General features: G+C 71.6%; 14 protein-coding genes. 10 read left to right on the plus strand and 4 right to left on the minus strand.

Annotated features, from left to right (window positions below):
* Positions 1 to 57: 57 nt before the first annotated feature.
* Entirely contained in the window at positions 58 to 2115 is a 2058-nt protein-coding gene (locus tag C3486_RS00425; protein ID WP_103830463.1) for a phosphocholine-specific phospholipase C, read from the minus strand.
* 305 nt (positions 2116 to 2420) lie between these two features.
* On the opposite strand from C3486_RS00425, the gene ctaD reads away from it, so the two are divergent.
* Positions 2421 to 4079, plus strand: coding sequence for a cytochrome c oxidase subunit I (gene ctaD / locus C3486_RS00430; protein ID WP_374936826.1), 1659 nt, complete (start codon positions 2421 to 2423; stop codon positions 4077 to 4079).
* Entirely contained in the window at positions 4076 to 4459 is a 384-nt protein-coding gene (locus C3486_RS00435; RefSeq protein WP_103830465.1) for a cytochrome c oxidase subunit 4, read from the plus strand. The genes ctaD and C3486_RS00435 overlap by 4 nt, the downstream gene beginning before the upstream one ends.
* Here C3486_RS00435 and C3486_RS00440 read toward each other — a convergent pair.
* Together C3486_RS00440 and C3486_RS00445 are read right to left on the minus strand one after the other, a co-directional pair.
* Positions 4446 to 6104 (minus strand): ubiquinol-cytochrome c reductase cytochrome b subunit, encoded by a 1659-nt coding sequence (locus C3486_RS00440; RefSeq protein WP_103830466.1) that lies wholly within the window; start codon positions 6102 to 6104, stop codon positions 4446 to 4448. The two genes, C3486_RS00435 and C3486_RS00440, sit on opposite strands and share 14 nt — an antisense overlap.
* Before the next feature lie 195 nt (positions 6105 to 6299).
* Complete coding sequence (locus C3486_RS00445) at positions 6300 to 6629, minus strand: DUF6479 family protein (RefSeq protein ID WP_103830467.1); 330 nt, start codon at positions 6627 to 6629, stop codon at positions 6300 to 6302.
* A 365-nt stretch (positions 6630 to 6994) separates the two neighbouring features.
* Between C3486_RS00445 and C3486_RS00450 the strand changes: the two genes are divergently transcribed.
* Genes C3486_RS00450 through C3486_RS00465 form a run of 4 tightly spaced genes read left to right on the plus strand, consistent with a single transcriptional unit; the run spans position 6995 to position 9771 of the window.
* Complete coding sequence (locus C3486_RS00450) at positions 6995 to 7783, plus strand: SigB/SigF/SigG family RNA polymerase sigma factor (protein ID WP_103830468.1); 789 nt, start codon at positions 6995 to 6997, stop codon at positions 7781 to 7783.
* Positions 7784 to 7837: 54 nt separating this feature from the next.
* Complete coding sequence (locus tag C3486_RS00455) at positions 7838 to 8851, plus strand: iron-containing redox enzyme family protein (protein WP_103830469.1); 1014 nt, start codon at positions 7838 to 7840, stop codon at positions 8849 to 8851.
* A 49-nt stretch (positions 8852 to 8900) separates the two neighbouring features.
* The gene (locus C3486_RS00460) at positions 8901 to 9554 is read left to right on the plus strand and encodes a HemK2/MTQ2 family protein methyltransferase (RefSeq protein WP_103830470.1); all 654 of its coding nucleotides are present in this window, start codon (positions 8901 to 8903) and stop codon (positions 9552 to 9554) included.
* Positions 9535 to 9771, plus strand: coding sequence for a CDGSH iron-sulfur domain-containing protein (locus tag C3486_RS00465; protein WP_103830471.1), 237 nt, complete (start codon positions 9535 to 9537; stop codon positions 9769 to 9771). The genes C3486_RS00460 and C3486_RS00465 overlap by 20 nt, the downstream gene beginning before the upstream one ends.
* A gap of 91 nt (positions 9772 to 9862) precedes the next feature.
* Here the strand turns inward: C3486_RS00465 and C3486_RS00470 are convergent, their stop codons facing one another.
* Positions 9863 to 11959 (minus strand): catalase, encoded by a 2097-nt coding sequence (locus tag C3486_RS00470; RefSeq protein WP_103830472.1) that lies wholly within the window; start codon positions 11957 to 11959, stop codon positions 9863 to 9865.
* A 375-nt stretch (positions 11960 to 12334) separates the two neighbouring features.
* On the opposite strand from C3486_RS00470, the gene C3486_RS00475 reads away from it, so the two are divergent.
* The 4 genes from C3486_RS00475 to C3486_RS00490 all read left to right on the plus strand — a co-directional run bounded on the left by C3486_RS00475 (position 12335) and on the right by C3486_RS00490 (position 16488).
* Positions 12335 to 13471 (plus strand): Vms1/Ankzf1 family peptidyl-tRNA hydrolase, encoded by a 1137-nt coding sequence (locus C3486_RS00475; protein WP_103830473.1) that lies wholly within the window; start codon positions 12335 to 12337, stop codon positions 13469 to 13471.
* Between the two features lie 470 nt (positions 13472 to 13941).
* Entirely contained in the window at positions 13942 to 14964 is a 1023-nt protein-coding gene (locus C3486_RS00480) for an SDR family oxidoreductase (RefSeq protein ID WP_103830474.1), read from the plus strand.
* Positions 14964 to 15920: an LLM class F420-dependent oxidoreductase gene (locus C3486_RS00485; RefSeq protein WP_103830475.1), complete on the plus strand. Its 957-nt coding sequence runs from the start codon at positions 14964 to 14966 to the stop codon at positions 15918 to 15920. Before C3486_RS00480 ends, C3486_RS00485 begins: the two co-directional genes overlap by 1 nt.
* A gap of 274 nt (positions 15921 to 16194) precedes the next feature.
* Positions 16195 to 16488, plus strand: a complete 294-nt coding sequence (locus C3486_RS00490) for a hypothetical protein (RefSeq protein WP_103830476.1) — start codon at positions 16195 to 16197, stop codon at positions 16486 to 16488.
* Positions 16489 to 16502: the final 14 nt, after the last annotated feature.

Below are 16502 nucleotides of genomic sequence, written 5' to 3' on the forward strand. Positions count from 1 at the left end.
GCACGAGCGCCCGGCCGCCCGCCGGTGAGGCGGACGGCCGGGCGCCGGTGAGGCCCGTCAGACGGTCAGGATCGCCGGGTCGCTGACGCCCGGCTCGCCGGTCTCCACATGGCCGGCGAAGCGGCGGAGGAACGTCGCGTCGGCCTCGGACGTCACCGTCAGGTCGTACCAGCGCTTGCTGGGGCGCAGGTCGACGGTGTGGGTGACGGTGGCACCGGCGCGGACCTTGAACGTCTGCGCGGGGCTGCCGTAGGCGTCCTTCAGCGTGAGGTCGGCGTCGGACCGGCCGGTGTTGGTGAACGTCAGCTTCACATTGCCGGTGGTGGCGTCATGGCGCGCGGTCACCTCGGGCCCCGCGGTCTTCCCCGGGCCCTTGAAGACCCGCAGGAACCCGTTGGGGCCGAAGACCGAGAGGTCGTACACGCCCTTCGAGTACGCGGTGTTCCAGGTGTCCGAGACCGGCTTGCCGGCCGCCGCGGTGTACGTCCACGGGCCGTCGCCCCGGTTCCCCGCGGTGACGTAGAAGGCCGCGCCCGCCTTGTCGCCGCCGCTGAGGGTGAGCGTGTACTTCCCCGCGGCCGAGTCGGCCTTGCCGTCCGCGTACGGGGCGTAGGGCAGTGCACGTGCCGGGCGGGAGCCCTTCTCCTGGCGGGGCAGGGACGGGCTGGCGGGCGGCTTGGGCACGTAGTCGTCGTGCCGGTCGCCGTCCGGCGGGCGGTAGCCCTCGGTGTCCGGCAGGCCGGCCGGCCGGGTGTCGGGGTGCGCGAAGTCGAAGGCCGAGGTCAGGTCGCCGCAGATGGCACGCCGCCAGGGCGAGATGTTCGGCTCGTGGACGCCGAAGCGGCGCTCCATGAAGCGGATGACGGAGGTGTGGTCGAAGGTCTCCGAGCAGACGTAGCCGCCCTTGCTCCAGGGGGAGACGACCAGCATCGGCACCCGCTGCCCGAGGCCGTACGGGCCGGCGGCGTAGCCCTTGCCGCCCTTGTAGAGGTCCGGGCCGACGTCCACGGTGGAGCGGCCCTGCGCGTCGGAGGACGGCGGGTACGGCGGCACGACGTGGTCGAAGAAGCCGTCGTTCTCGTCGTAGGTGAGGAAGAGGGCCGTCTTGCTCCATACCTCGGGGTCGGAGGTGAGCGCGTCCAGCACCTGGGAGACGTACCAGGCGCCGTAGTTCGCGGGCCAGTTGGGGTGCTCGGTGAACGCCTCGGGCGCCACGATCCAGGAGATCTTCGGCAGCTTGCCGCCCTTGACGTCGGCACGCAGCCGGTCGAAGAGGCCGTCGCCCTGCTTGACGTTCGTGCCGGTGCGGGCCTTGTCGTACAGCGGGTCACCGGGCTTCGCGTTGCGGTACTGGTCGAAGTACAGCAGCGAGTTGTCGCCGTAGGTGCCCCGGTAGGCGTCGTCGATCCAGCCCCACTTGCCGTCCGCGTCCAGCCCGTCGCCGACGTCCTGGTAGATCTTCCAGGAGACGCCCGCCTTCTCCAGCCGCTCGGGGTAGGTGGTCCAGCTGTAGCCGGCCTCCTCGTTGCCGAGCACCGGGCCGCCGCCCTTGCCGTCGTTGCCGGTGTACCCGGACCACAGGTAGTACCGGTTGGGGTCGGTCGAGCCGATCAGCGAGCAGTGGTAGGCGTCGCAGATGGTGAAGGTGTCGGCGAGCGCGTAGTGGAAGGGGATGTCCTCGCGCGTCAGGTACGCCATCGTGGTCGCCGACTTCGCGGGGATCCACTGGTCGTACTTGCCGTCGTTCCATGCCCGGTGGCTGCCGGCCCAGTCGTGGTTGAGGTCCTGGATGAACTGCAGGCCCAGATTGTCGGCCTCGGGCCGGAACGGCAGCACCTCCTTCGTGCCGTCCGACTGGTGCCACACCGGCTTGCCGCTGGGCAGCGTCACCGGGCGCGGGTCGCCGAAGCCGCGCACACCGCGGAGCGAGCCGAAGTAGTGGTCGAAGGACCGGTTCTCCTGCATCAGTACGACGATGTGCTCGACGTCCTCGATGGTGCCGGAGCGGTGCTGGGCCGGGATCGCGGCGGCGCGCGCGAGGGAGCCGGACAGCGCGGTGAAGGCGGCCGTTCCTCCGGCGAGTTGCAGGAAGCGGCGGCGGTCCAGATGCGGCATGGGCGGGTGACCTCTTCGTCGGTGGGGGCAAGAGAGACGCATGGTGCGCGGGGCAATTCTTGCGGCGTACGAGGAGGCAGCGAAACCCCGCCTCACGATCATTGCGTGACCGGGAGGTGCCCATGACCTGTCCATGAGCCGAACCGTGCGTGCTCCTTACGGGTGGCGGCCGGCCGCGGGGCGCTGCGTACCGCGGGAAATGCCGCCGGTGGTGACAGTCTGACGGTGTCGGACCGGTCGGACGGAGGCAAGCGGTGGTCCACGTTGAGCGGCAGGCGCGCGCGGCGGCCGCCGCGACGCGCCGCATCGAGCACGGCAGCCGGATCCGCGGCTGGCTGACCACCACCGATCACAAGGTGATCGGCAACCTCTACCTCGTGACCGCGTTCCTCTTCTTCCTGTTCGCCGGATTGCTGGCGATGCTGATGCGGACCGAGCTGGCCCGCCCGGGACTGCAACTGGTCACGAACGAGCAGTACAACCAGCTGTTCACCATCCACGGCACGATCATGATGCTGCTGTTCGCGACGCCGATGTTCGCCGGGTTCGCCAACGCCGTCATGCCGCTCCAGATCGGCGCGCCCGACGTGGCCTTCCCCCGGCTGAACGCGCTGACCTACTGGCTGTTCCTCTTCGGCGGACTGATCGTCGTCTCCGGCTTCCTCACCCCGCAGGGCGCCGCGTCCTTCGGCTGGTTCGCGTACGCGCCCCTCAACGGCCCGGTGCGCACGCCGGGGGAGGGCGGCGACCTGTGGGCGATGGGCCTGATCCTCTCCGGGCTCAGCACGACGCTGGGCGCGGTGAACTTCATCGCGACCATCATGTGCCTGCGCGCGCCCGGCATGACGATGTTCCGGATGCCGATCTTCACCTGGAACGTGCTGTTCACCTCGATCCTCGTGCTGCTGGCCTTCCCGGTGCTCACGGCCGCGCTCTTCGCGCTGCTCGCCGACCGGAAGTTCGGGGCGCACGTCTTCGACGCGGCGAACGGCGGGGCGGTGCTCTGGCAGCACCTGTTCTGGTTCTTCGGCCATCCCGAGGTCTACATCGCGGCACTGCCGTTCTTCGGCGTGATCACCGAGGTCGTGCCGGTCTTCAGCCGGAAGCCGGTGTTCGGCTACGTCGGCATGGTCGGCGCGACCATCGCCATCACGATGCTCTCGGCGACGGTGTGGGCGCACCACATGTTCGCCACCGGCATGGTGCTGCTGCCGTTCTTCTCGATCATGTCGTTCCTGATCGCGGCGCCCACGGGCGTGAAGTTCTTCAACTGGATCGGCACGATGTGGCGGGGCAGCCTCTCCTTCGAGACGCCGATGCTGTGGGCCGGCGGCTTCCTGGTGACCTTCCTGCTCGGCGGGCTGAGCGGGGTGCTGATCGCCTCGCCGCCGCTGGACTTCCACGTCACCGACACCTACTTCATCGTCGCGCACCTGCACTACGTCCTGTTCGGGACGGTGGTGTTCGCGATGTTCGCAGGGTTCTACTTCTGGTGGCCCAAGCTGACCGGCCGGATGCTCGACGAACGGCTCGGCAAGATCCACTTCTGGACGCTGTTCATCGGTTTCCAGACCACCTTCCTCGTCCAGCACTGGCTCGGCGAGATCGGCATGCCCCGGCGGTACGCGGACTACCTCGCGGCCGACGGCTTCACCACCCTCAACACCGTCTCCTCGATCGGCGCCTTCCTCCTCGGCCTGTCCACGCTGCCGTTCCTCTACAACGTCTGGAAGACGACGAAGTACGCGGCGAAGGTGACCGTGGACGACCCCTGGGGCTGGGGCCGGTCACTCGAATGGGCCACCTCCTGCCCGCCGCCCCGGCACAACTTCCACGCACTGCCCCGCATCCGCTCCGACTCGCCCGCCTTCGACCTGCACCACCCCGAGGCGTTCGGCCTGCCGGCCGGTGAGCACGGCGCGCAGGAGCCGACCCCCGACCCGCACGGAGAGCCCACCGGATGAAGATCGAGGCTTACCTCTTCGGTGGCGTCGCGGCGTTCTTCCTCGTCGTCGACGTCGTCTACGCGCTGTGGTCGCTGGAGCCGGCCGGGGTGGCGGCGCTGACCGTGTCCTTCCTGATGGCGACCGTGGTGAGCTTCTTCTGCGCGATGAACCACCGGCGCCGGGGGGACCGCCCGGAGGACGACAAGGGCGGCGAGGTCGTGCAGCGCTCCGGCCGGCTGGACTTCTTCCCGCCGAAGAGCGGGTTCCCGCCGCTCACCGCGCTGGGCGCCGCGCTCGCGGGCCTCGGCATCGTCTTCGGCGCGTGGCTCTTCTTCATCGGCTTCGGGCTGCTGGTGGCCGGCGCCTTCGGGATGGTCTTCGAGTTCAGCGACCGCTAGCGCGGTCCGGCGCAGCGGTCCGCTCGCCGATCTCCCGCCGCTGTTCGGCGTCGGCCGGCATCGGCACGTGGTCGCGGTAGTACCAGCCGCTCAGCGCGATCCGCAGCCGCTGCCCGCGCGCCGTACGGCCGTCCGCCGGGCCCGGCAGCGGCTCGGGGACGTCCCGCACCAGGATGCGGTACGCACGGTCGGCGGAGATCCCGGTACGGGCGTCGGTCAGCTCGCCGTAGACGTTCTGGCTCACCTCACCGGTCTCCTCGCCCTCGGTGAGCAGCTCGCGGTCGGCGGCCTGGAGGGCCAGGCAGAGCCGCTTGGTGAGCAGGAAGGCGAGCACCGGCGCCACGACGAGGGCGACGCGCAGCACCCAGGTGAGCGCGTCGACCGAGACCCGGAAGCTGTAGGCGATCACGTCGTTGCCGCCGCCCAGCAGCAGGATCGCGTAGAAGACGACGGCGGCAGCGCCGAGCGCGGTACGGGTGGGCCGGTTCCGGGGCCGGTCGCACAGGTGGTGCTCGCCGCGGTCCCCGGTCACCCAGCGCTCGAAGAACGGATAGAGGTACAGCGAGACGAAGAGCAGGCCGGGGAGTACCAGGGTGGGGATGAAGACGTTCCACATGACCGTGTGGCCCCACAGATTCGTCTCGAAAGGCGGCATGAGGCGCAGGCCGCCCTCCAGGAATCCCACGTACCAGTCGGGCTGGGCATCGGTGGCCACCTGGTCCGGCCGGTACGGTCCGTAATCCCAGACCGGATTGATCTGGGTGACGGCGGCGAGCCCCGCGAGTACGCCGAAAATCATCAGGAAGAGACCGGTGGACTTCGCGGTGAACTGCGGGACCATCGGCTGTCCGACGACGTTCCTGTTGGTGTGCCCGCGCTTGTTCCAGTGCGTGTGTTTGAGCACGACCACGAGCATCAGGTGCAGGCCCACCAGCGCCAGGATGATTCCCGGAATGAGCAGGATGTGGAGCACGTAGAGGCGGGGAATGATGTCCGTCCCCGGATACGGGCCGCCCCACAGGAAGAAATTCAGGTAGGTCCCGGCGAAGGGAATGGAGGTGACGATCGAGTTGGCGGTCCGCAGCCCCGTTCCGGACAGCGAATCGTCCGGCAGCGAGTAACCGGCGAAACCCTCCAGCATCGCCAGCATGAACAGCGTGACACCGATCATCCAGTTCATCTCGCGCGGCCGCCGGAAGGCCCCGGTGAAAAAGACGCGGAGCAGATGGACGCCGACCGCGGCCAGGAACACCAGGGACGCCCAGTGATGGATCTGCCGGATCAGCAGACCGCCGCGCACGGCGAAACTGATGTCCAGGGTGGAGGCGTACGCATGGGACATCCGCGTACCGTCGAGCGGAATGTGGCGGCCGTGGTAGACGGTCTCCGCCATGCTCGGGTCGAAGAACAGCGTGAGGTAGGTACCGGTCAGTACCAGTACCAGGAAGCTGTAGAGCGCGATTTCCCCGAGCAGGAACGACCAGTGGTCGGGAAAGGCCTTGCGGAGCAGTGCCCGGGCCGCTTCGGTCACCGGAAGCCGCTGCTCAAGGGCGGTGAACGCGGTGACGGCCGCGCCTTCGGCCGCATCCTCCAGCCGGGCCCTGCGCCGTCGGAACACCTGCACCGAACTCCCTCCGGGGCCCATGGGCCGGCCGATCGTGCCTCATTCCGCATGATGGCCCGGCAGGGCACCGGAGCATTCGGGGAAAGGCCCGCACCGCCGCCTTCCGGACCGGACTTTCAGCCGTTCGGCGCAGCGTGCGGGCATGCCGACGGGCGGCCGGCCGCGTTCTCCGCGGGCGACCGCTCGGGGCGGGTGGCGACACCGTGCCCCGTGACGTCAGCCGTTGCCGAAGGAGCCGCTGTGGCCTTCCTGCCATTTCGGCGGTTCGCCGTCGGACGGACGCGTACCGCGCGTCTGGTCGAACTCGTACGGCATACGGCGACGGCCGTCGGCGGTCACCTCGTCATCCGCACGCATTCCCGTCTCGTACCCGATCGGATTCTCGGGTGCGGCCGGCTGGTTCTCGGCCGGACGGGAGCGCTTGCGCCGCAGGCCGAGGACGACGGCACCGATGAGGATGAGCACGACGATGAGGCCCGCGACGAAGGGACCGATACCGACGAGCAGGTCACGGTTGGGAGACGCCAAGGACTCGTAGCTGGTCATGTCGGCCGGGTACCCGCTTGTGCCGGAAACGACACGTGTCACACATTCGGCGGAGCGCCGGATTTTCCTGGACCGGAACGCCGCGTACGCCGGTCGTCGCCGGTACGGGGCCCGTCGCACCGCACCGCGGACGCCCGTGGAAAGCCGTGTCCACGTGCGGCGTGCGGCGAAGTGAGAAAATGTGGACAGCGAACCGGGATATGTCGCCGGGCGGACCCGTTCTGCCCGGCTGTTCCGGGCAGGGAATTCGAGAACGAGTGTTTTAGCCGGAAAGTAAAATCCACCCCGGCAGCCGGGGTACGGGCGGTCCTCGCGCGTTGCGGGAGATTCCGCCGGTGCCGGAATCCCGACCGGAAGGGAAGGCCATGGCAGCCTCCACAGCGCTCCGCCGCCATCCGGATGCCCCGGACACCGACGCCGCATTCGCCCGGCTGGCGAAGTTGCCGGACGGCGCGGAGCGCAAGCAGGTGCGCGAGGAGATCGTCTGCGGCTGGCTGCCGATGGCCAACCGGCTCGCCCGCCGCTACAGCGGCCGCGGCGAGACCGAGGAGGACCTGCGGCAGGTCGCCGCCGTCGGCCTCCTCAAGGCCGTCGACCGGTTCGACCCCACGTCCGGCACGCCCTTCCCGGCGTACGCGATCCCCACCATCCTCGGCGAGCTGCGGCGGCACTTCCGGGACGACCTGTGGGCCGTCCACGTGCCGCGCCGCACCCAGGAGCTGCGGGCCACCGTCCACCAGGCGCGCGAGCAGCTGGAATTCCGCAACGGCTCGGGCAGCCTCACGATCGGCGACCTGGCCGAGCACACCGGGCTCTCCGAGGAGGACGTGGTGCTGGGCCTGGAGGCGCAGGGCGCGTACACGGCGCTGTCGCTGGAGTGCCCGATGAGCACGGACGCGGGCCACTCCTTCCACCTCGCCGACTTCCTGGGGGACGAGGACCCGGAGCTGGAGCTGGTCGAGGAGCGGATGTGCGCGGCACCCGTGCTGCGTGCCCTGCCGCAGCGCGAACGGATCATCCTCTACCTGCGGTTCTTCCGTGACATGACCCAGAGCCAGATCGCCGAGGAGGTCGGCATCTCGCAGATGCACGTCTCCCGCATCCTGCAGCGCTGCTGCCGTCTGGTGCGGGTCGAGGTGACACCGCAGGCATGAGGGGCACTCGGTGGCGGAAGAGCCACCGATCACGTCCAGGGGTGAAGCACAGCGATGAGTGACGAGCTGACCGGTCCCGCACTGCCGGAGGACCGCGGTCCGGTCTCGGCGGCCATGATCAGCGCCCTGCGCGACGGCGGCCCGCCCGCCGTGGGCGAGGCGGCGGCCGCGGCCGACCCGTACGGCGACGACCTGCAGCTGGCGCTGTACGTGGCGTACGAACTGCACTACCGCGGCTTCGCCGGCGTGGACCCTGCGCGGGAGTGGGACCCGGACCTGCTGCGGGTCAGGGGCGTCCTGGAACGGCGCTTCCTCGACGCGCTGCGCGCCGACGCCACCCGGCACGGGAGCGCGGCGGAGGCGCTGGACGAGCTGCTGGTCGAGCCGGTCGGCGGGGACGGCGTCTCGCACGTGCTGGAGCGCTCCGGCACCCGCGACCAGCTGCGCGAGTACGCGGCGCAGCGGAGCCTGTACCACCTGAAGGAGGCCGACCCGCACGCCTGGGTGCTGCCGCGGCTGTGGGGCCGGGCGAAGGCCGGCATGGCGGCCGTGGAGTTCGACGAGTTCGGCGGCGGACGCCCCGACCGGGTGCACGCCCGGCTCTTCGCCGACCTGATGACGGACCTCGGCCTGGACACCACGTACGGGCGCTACGTCGACGCGACCGGCCCCGAGATGCTGGCCGTGGTCAACGTCATGTCGCTCTTCGGGCTGCACCGGGCGCTGCGCGGCGCGCTCGTCGGCCACTTCGCCGCCGTGGAGGTGACCTCCTCGCCCGCCTCCCGCCGGCTGGCGGCGGCGATGCGGCGGGCCGGCGCGGGCTCGGCGGCGGAGTTCTTCTACACCGAGCACGTCGAGGCCGACGCGGTGCACGAGCAGATCGTCCGGCACGAGGTCGTCGACGGCCTGCTGGCCGAGGAGCCGCATCTGGAGCGGGACGTCGCCTTCGGCGTGGACGCCACCGGGTACCTGGACGACCGCTTCGGCGAGCGGCTGCTGAGCGCCTGGCGGGCGGGGGAGCCGGCGATGCGCACGGCCCTCGGCCCGGACCTGGCACGCGTCGCGTGAGACTCCGGGTGCTGCCGTTGAAAGCGTTTTATGGGGGTACTCCTGTTTCGTGCCTTTGATTACGCTTCCCGGGGTCTACGCCCCGCAGGACGACACGGCCCTGCTGGCCGACGCGCTGCGCCACGAGCCGCTGGAGCAGGGTGCGCGGGTGCTGGACATCGGCACCGGCACCGGTGCCCTGGCGCTCGCAGCGGCCCGGCGCGGCGGCGAGGTCACCGCCGTCGACATCTCCCGGCGCGCGGTCCTCGCGGCCCGTCTCAACGCCCGCCTCGCGGGCCTGCCCGTGCGCGTGGTGCGCGGCAACCTCCTCGCCCCCGTGGCGGACCGCTCCTTCGACCTCGTCCTCAGCAATCCGCCGTACGTCCCGGCGCCCGCCGCCGTGCTGCCCCGGCGCGGCAGCGCGCGGGCCTGGGACGCCGGACACGACGGGCGGCTGGTGCTGGACCGGATCTGCCGGGACGCGCCGGGGCTGCTGGCGCCCGGCGGGGTGCTGCTCCTGGTGCACTCGGCGCTCAGCGGCACCGGACCGACCCTGCGGATGCTGCGTGCGGCGGGGCTGGAGACGGTGGTGGTCGAGCACCGCTTCGTGCCCTTCGGACCGGTGCTGCGGTCCCGGCAGGGCTGGCTGCACAGCCGGGGCCTGGTGGCGCCGGACGAGGAGAAGGAAGAACTGGTGGTGATCCGTGCCGAACGACGCGCGTGAACCGGCGCGGGAGGCGGCCGGGGCGGCGGACCGGGACGTCCGCCGCGTCACGCTCCCGAAGGAGGGCCCGCTCCTGGTGGAGGGGCCGGTCGAGGTACGGCTGGAGGACGGCGGCACGGCCACCTCCGACCGCTTCTGCGTGGCCCTGTGCATGTGCCGCCGCAGCCGCCGCTACCCGTGGTGCGACACCAGCCACCGGCGGCGCAGCAAGCGCTGAGCCGGGCCCGTTGCGCGAAGCGCGCGCCGGATCGTCCGGCGCGCGCTTCGCGCTGTGCTCGCCCGCGTGGGCGTGATGGCCGCCCGCGGGGTCAGCGCCGCAGCGGCGGCCGGTTCCAGTGCCGGTGCGCGCCGATCGCCGTGATGAGGGCCTGCGCGAACTGCTCGCTGGCCGGGCCGACCGGGTGGTGCGTGACGACGCCCTCGTCGGACACGGTGTGCTCGTGGTCGTCGGCGGTCCGCAGCCGGGCGGGCTCCAGCAGCTTCAGCACGTCGATGCCGGTGCCCAGCGCGCCGATGGCCTTGCCGTGCCGGTAGGCGTCGCGGACGAACTTCAGCACCGCCGGGTCCTGCGCCGTACGGGGCACCGAGGCCGGATCGCCGGGCAGCACCACCGCGTCGTAGAGGACCGAGGCGACGGTGGGCAGCGCCCGGTCCACGGGGTGGGTGACGCCGTCGGAGCCGGTGAACTCGCCGTCGTGCGGCGCCAGCACCTCCACGTTCGCGCCCTGCGCCGACAGCGCGGAGCGGACCGTGTCGACCTGGTCGGCGTCGATGCCGTCCGCGACCAGCACGGCGACCTGGCGGGTCGCGATCGAGCCGTCGCCGCGGTTGTTCTCGAAGCTGAGCGCGGGGGAGGGCGTCACGTCCGGGGTGTCGTACCGCTCCGGAGGCGCCACGCCGATGCCCTCGGCGACCGCGACGGCGAGCGTGTGGTCCACGCGGGACAGCTGGTCAACGGTCCGGGCCCGTACCTCCTTGGCCTTCACCTTGCCCAGCTCGAAGCGGAACGCCTCGATGATGTGCTGCTGCTCCCACTCGGCCATCGACCGCCAGAACATCGCGGCCTGGCTGTAGTGGTCCTGGAAGCTGTCGCTGCGCCGGCGGATCTTGCGCCCGTCGACCTTCTCGGTCAGGTGCCGGAAGGCCGACTCGTCGGCGCCGGCCACCGCGGGGCAGCCGCCGGCCAGCGAGTTCTTGGTGTAGCTGGTGGTCCCGCGGTGGATCTCGCCCTGGTGGTAGCCGTCCCGCTGGTTGTTGCGCACCGGCGCGACCGGCCGGTTGACCGGGATCTGCGCGAAGTTCGGGCCGCCCAGCCGGATCAGCTGGGTGTCCAGGTAGGAGAAGTTCCGGGCCTGGAGCAGCGGGTCGTTGGTGAAGTCGATGCCGGGGACGACGTTCGCCGTGTGGAAGGCGACCTGCTCGGTCTCGGCGAAGAAGTTGTCGGGGTTGCGGTCCAGGACCATCCGGCCGATCGGCCGGACCGGCACCTGCTCCTCCGGGATGATCTTCGTGGCGTCGAGCAGGTCGAAGTCGAAGCGGTGCTCGTCCTCCTCCGGCACCAGCTGCACGCCCAGCTCGTACTCCGGGTAGTCACCGGCCTCGATGCAGTCCCACAGGTCGCGGCGGTTGAAGTCCGGGTCCCGGCCCTGCGCCTCCTGCGCCTCGTCCCACACCAGGGAGTGCACGCCCAGCTTCGGCTTCCAGTGGAACTTCACGAAGGTGCCGCGGCCCTGCGCGTTCACGAAGCGGAAGGTGTGCACGCCGAAGCCCTGCATCATGCGGTAGCTGCGCGGGATCGCGCGGTCCGACATCAGCCACATGATCGTGTGCAGCGTCTCGGGCTGCAGCGAGACGAAGTCCCACAGCGTGTCGTGCGCCGAGGCGCCGGTGGGCATCTCGTTGTGCGGCTCCATCTTCACCGCGTGCACGAAGTCGGGAAACTTGATGCCGTCCTGGATGAAGAAGACCGGGAAGTTGTTGCCGACCAGGTCGTAGTTGCCCTCGGAGGTGTAGAACTTCGTCGCGAAGCCGCGGACGTCCCGCACCGTGTCGGCCGAGCCACGCGGCCCCTGGACCGTGGAGAAGCGCACGAAGACCGGCGTCCGCACGCCCGGGTCCTGCAGGAACGCGGCCCGCGTGAAGTCCGCGCACGACTCGTACGGCTCGAAGTAGCCGTACGCACCCGAGCCGCGCGCGTGCACCACCCGCTCGGGGATGCGCTCATGGTCGAAGCGGGTGAGCTTCTCGCGGAAGTGGAAGTCCTCCAGCAGGGTGGGCCCGCGCTCGCCCGCCTGCAGGGAATCGTCGGTGTGGTCCACCGGGACGCCCTGGTCGGTGGTCAGCGGTCCGTCACTGAGGTCGTGCGCGTAGTACCGCTCCCGCTGCTCCTGTTTCTTGTCCGCCATCCTGCGAAGGCTCCTTCCCGCTCCGCGCCGCACCGGAGTCGTCGACGAGGGCTGCCCGGCATGGGTCCCGGCTCGCCAGGTAACCGTTGTGCGAGGCGGGAAAACCTCACTGCCCCAGAAGGCGGAGTGCCGGATTCCATCGTGGTCGGGGCCGCGCCGGGAGCCGTCGCCGCACGCCGGACCGGTCGGACGGGGCCACGGGAGCGGTCGGACGGGGCCAAGACGAACTGCATGAAAGGCGGCATTCGGGGCACCCCGGAGAGTGATGCGCCTACCGCGGCGACGACGCCTTGGGAGAGCGGAATTCTCCGGCCGGCGAAGCCCCCCTTCCCGGCCCCGCACCTGGTGAACGCCCCAATCCGAGGAGGAAGCGCCATGCGACTCTCGCTCCTGCAACCGATCGTCGAACGACCCGGCCCCTGGGCGTCCGTCTACGCCGATGTCACCCACGACACGGAGGACGCGGCCAAGCAGCAGGAGCTGGCCGCGCGGAGCGCGGCGGACCAGCTGTCGGCCCTCGGCGCCGACGAGGCCACCTGCCGCGCCGTCCACGACTGCCTGGTCACGCCCGACCGCCCCGGCCAGTCCCTGGCCCACTCGGGCCGCGCCGTCTTCGCCACCGGCGGCGAGGTCGTGCTGGACACCCCGCTCGCCGGGCCGCCCACCGACCGCGGCGTCACCTGGTCGCCCGTACCGCGGCTGGCCCCGCTGCTGGACGCGCTGGGCGAGAACCCGGTGTGCCTCGTGGTGTACGTGGACCGCACCGGCGCCGACTTCGAACTGCGCAGCGACACCACGCGGGACAGCGCCGGACAGATCAGCGGCGAGACCTACCCGGTGCACCGGACGGCCTCCAGCGACTGGTCCGAGCGGCACTTCCAGCTGAAGGTCGAGAACACCTGGGAGCAGAACGCCGGCGAGATCGCCGACGCCGTCGCCCAGGCCGTCGAGCACTCCGGCGCCGACCTGATCCTGCTGGCCGGCGACGCCCGCGAGCGCCGGTCCGTGCGCGACCGGCTCCCCGAGCAGCTGCGCGCCGTGGCGTACGAGAGCGAGCACGGCGGCCGGGCCGAGGGCGCCGACAGCACCCGGCTGGAACGCGACATCGCCCAGGTGCGCGCCGCGCTCGAAGTGGAGCACACCGAGGACGTCATCCAGCGCTTCCAGGCCGGCAGCGGCCGCAGCAACGGCGAGGCCGACGTCACCTCCGGCGTGCCCAACCTGATCGAGGCGGCCCGCGAGCACCGCATCGACACGCTGCTCATCTGCCCCGACGGCGGCGACGCCGGCCGCGAGGTCTGGGTCGGCCCCGAGCCGGACCAGCTCGCAGCGCGCGGCTCGGAGATGCAGTACCTCGGCGAGGTGCACCCCGAGCCCGCACGCGCCGACGACGCGCTGCTGCGGGCCGCCGCGGCCGGCGGCGCGCAGGCCGTGGTGCTGCACCACACCGACGCGATGCCGCCCGGCGGGCTCGGCGCGGTGCTGCGCTGGTCCACGCCGGTGACCCACTGACGGACCGGTTCCGCCCGCGGACGGGCGTTAGGGCCCGCGTCCGGCGGGCACCCGGGAGACGCCGGCGGGTCGGCGGGCAGGCGCCCTGCCCCCGCCCCCGCCCTGGCGCGACGGCCGCCCGCACACCCTCGCTGGAGGACTCGTGACCACGCCGCAGCCGCCGGGACGCCCCGGCCCCGCAGGCCCCGATCCGGTACCGCCGACACCGGGCCCCGGCCCGGGATCGCCAGGACCGGAGCCCGGCCCCGCGCCGGGCCCCGCGCCCGTCCCCGGCCCCGACCCGGTGCCCCCGGCGCCGAGCCCAGGACCCGAGCCGGACCCGGTACCGCCGAACCCGGCGCCCCCGACGCCGGGCCCGGAGCCCGGGCCCGCGCCCGATCCGCTACCGCCCCCGCACACCCCCGAAGAGTCCGGGCCGGCCCGCTGACGCCGGTGCCCCGGCCTCCGCCCGAGCCCGAGGAGGACCGCCGATGAGTCAGGGCCAGACCGTCGTCGTCACCGGAGCCAGCGCCGGCGTGGGCCGCGCGGTCGTCCGCGAGTTCGCCCGCCGGGGCGCGCGCATCGGGCTGCTGGCCCGCGGGCAGGCGGGGCTGGACGCCGCCGTCCGCGAGGCGGAGGAGGCCGGCGGGCGTGCCCTCGCACTCCCCACCGACGTCGCCGACCCGGCGCAGGTGGAGGCAGCCGCCGACGCGGTCGAGGCGGAGTTCGGGCCGATCGACGTCTGGGTCAACTGTGCCTTCGCCGGGGTCTTCGCACCCTTCACCGAGGTGCGCCCCGAGGAGTACAAGCGGGTCACGGAGGTCACGTACCTGGGCTTCGTCAACGGCACGCGGGCGGCGCTGTCCCGGATGATGCCGCGCGACGCGGGCACCATCGTGCAGGCCGGCTCCGCGCTCGGCGAGCGGTCCATCCCGCTCCAGTCGGCGTACTGCGGCGCCAAGCACGCGATCCTCGGCTTCACCTCGTCCGTGCGCACCGAGCTGATGCACGAGAAGAGCAACGTACGGATCACCGTCGTCCAGCTGCCGGCCGTCAACACCCCGCAGTTCTCCTGGGTGCTCTCCCGGCTGCCGCGCCGTCCGCAGCCGGTGGCCCCCATCTACCAGCCGGAGGTCGCCGCGCGCGGCATCGTGCACGCCGCTGACCACCCCGGCCGTCGGCAGTACTGCGTGGGCGGCTCCACCCTGGCGACGGTGCTGGCCAACCGGTTCATCCCCGGACTGCTGGACCGCTATCTGGCGCGTACCGGATACGACTCGCAGCAGACGGACGAGGAGTCCCGGCCGCCGAGCCCGGACAACCTCTGGAAGCCGGTCGACAGCGCGGACGGCCGCGACCACGGTGCCCACGGCTCCTTCGACGACGCGTCGCACGCGCGCTCCGTCCAGCTGTGGGCCACCGAGCACGCCCGCCCGCTGGCCGCTGCCGCGGCCGCCGGGGCGCTGGCCGCCACCGGACTCGCGTGGCGGACCAGGAACACGAGGAGCTTCTGATGACCGAATACGGCTACTTCCTCGCTTGCGAGGAGCACGACCCGCGCGCACTGGTGGAGCAGGCGCGCATGGCCGAGCAGGCCGGATTCACCTCGCTGTGGATCTCCGACCACTTCCACCCCTGGAACGACGAGCAGGGCCAGTCGCCCTTCGTCTGGTCGGTGATCGGCGCGCTCGCCGAGGCCACGTCACTGCCGGTGGAGACCGCGGTGACCTGCCCGACCAAGCGGCTGCACCCGGTGATCACGGCACAGGCGGCGGCCACCAGCGCGGTCCTGCTGAACGGCCGGTTCCGGCTCGGCGTGGGCAGCGGCGAGGCGCTCAACGAACAGGTCGTGGGCGGTGAATGGCCGCAGACCTCGGTCCGGCTGGAAATGCTGGAAGAGGCGATCCAGATCATGCGGTCGCTCTTCACCGGCAAGGAGGTCAGCCACCACGGAAAGCACTACACCGTGCAGAACGCACGGCTCTACACCGTCCCCGAGGAACCGGTACGGATCGACGTCTCCGGTTTCGGCCCGACCGCCACGGAACTGGCCGCGCGGATCGGCGACGGATTCATCACCGTCGCACCGGATGCGGACGCGATCGAGCGCTTCCGCCGGGGCGGCGGCGGTGGCAAACCGGTGAGCGGCGGCCTGAAGGTCTGCTGGGGAACCGACAAGGACGAGGCCGTCCGCACCGCACACCGGCTGTGGGCCAATGAGCAACTGCCCGGCGAACTGGGACAGGTACTCCCGTCCCCGCGCCATTTCGAGCAGGCCTCGACCCTGGTCACTCCCGAGCACGTGGCCTCCGCCGTGACCTGCGGCGATGACGTGGACGCCCATGTCGCGGCGCTGAACGAGTACGCGCACGCCGGATTCGACACCGTCTATGTGAACCAGATCGGCCAGGACCAGCGCGGTTTCTTCGACTTCTATCGCACAAAGGTATTGCCTCAGCTGAAGGACTGAACCCGCCGGTCACCGGGAAGAGAAACCGCGGGGCGAAATCCGCATCGAATGCACGTGGCGGCGGCCCCTGCGGTGGCGGGGTGTCGGCCCGCCGCCCTACCGTGGAATTCCCCCGAGCCGGAGTGACCGGTTATCCGAACGGCACGCCAATGCTGCGGACCACGTGTGGGCACATGAATTCCCTGCCGGTGCGGCGCGCCGGCCCGGCCGTTCAGGAGAAGCGATGTCCAGTCCTCCCCGGACCCTTCGGTGCAGTCGGACGAGTGGCGGTGCCGTGGTGCTCCGCCCGCCGGAATTCGACTGCGGCAGCGTCACCCAGGCCCGGGAGGAGATGCTCATCCTCCTCAACCGCGGCGCCGCGAGCCTCCTGGTGGACCTCGCGGACTGCTCGGCGGTCTGCGCCTGCTGCGGGGTGCCCGCGCTGGTGCGGGTCTTCCGGCGGGCCCGGGCGCTGGGCACCGCCTTCCACGTCATCGCGCCGAGGGACGCGCGGGCCCGGCGGCCGCTGGACGACGCACGGCGGGTGAGCCGGGAGCCGTTCCCGCTGGTGTCCACCAGCGAGGCATAGCACCCGAGGCCAGG

The sequence above is a fragment of the Streptomyces sp. Ru73 genome, assembly GCF_002920575.1.
Lineage (GTDB): Bacteria > Actinomycetota > Actinomycetes > Streptomycetales > Streptomycetaceae > Streptomyces.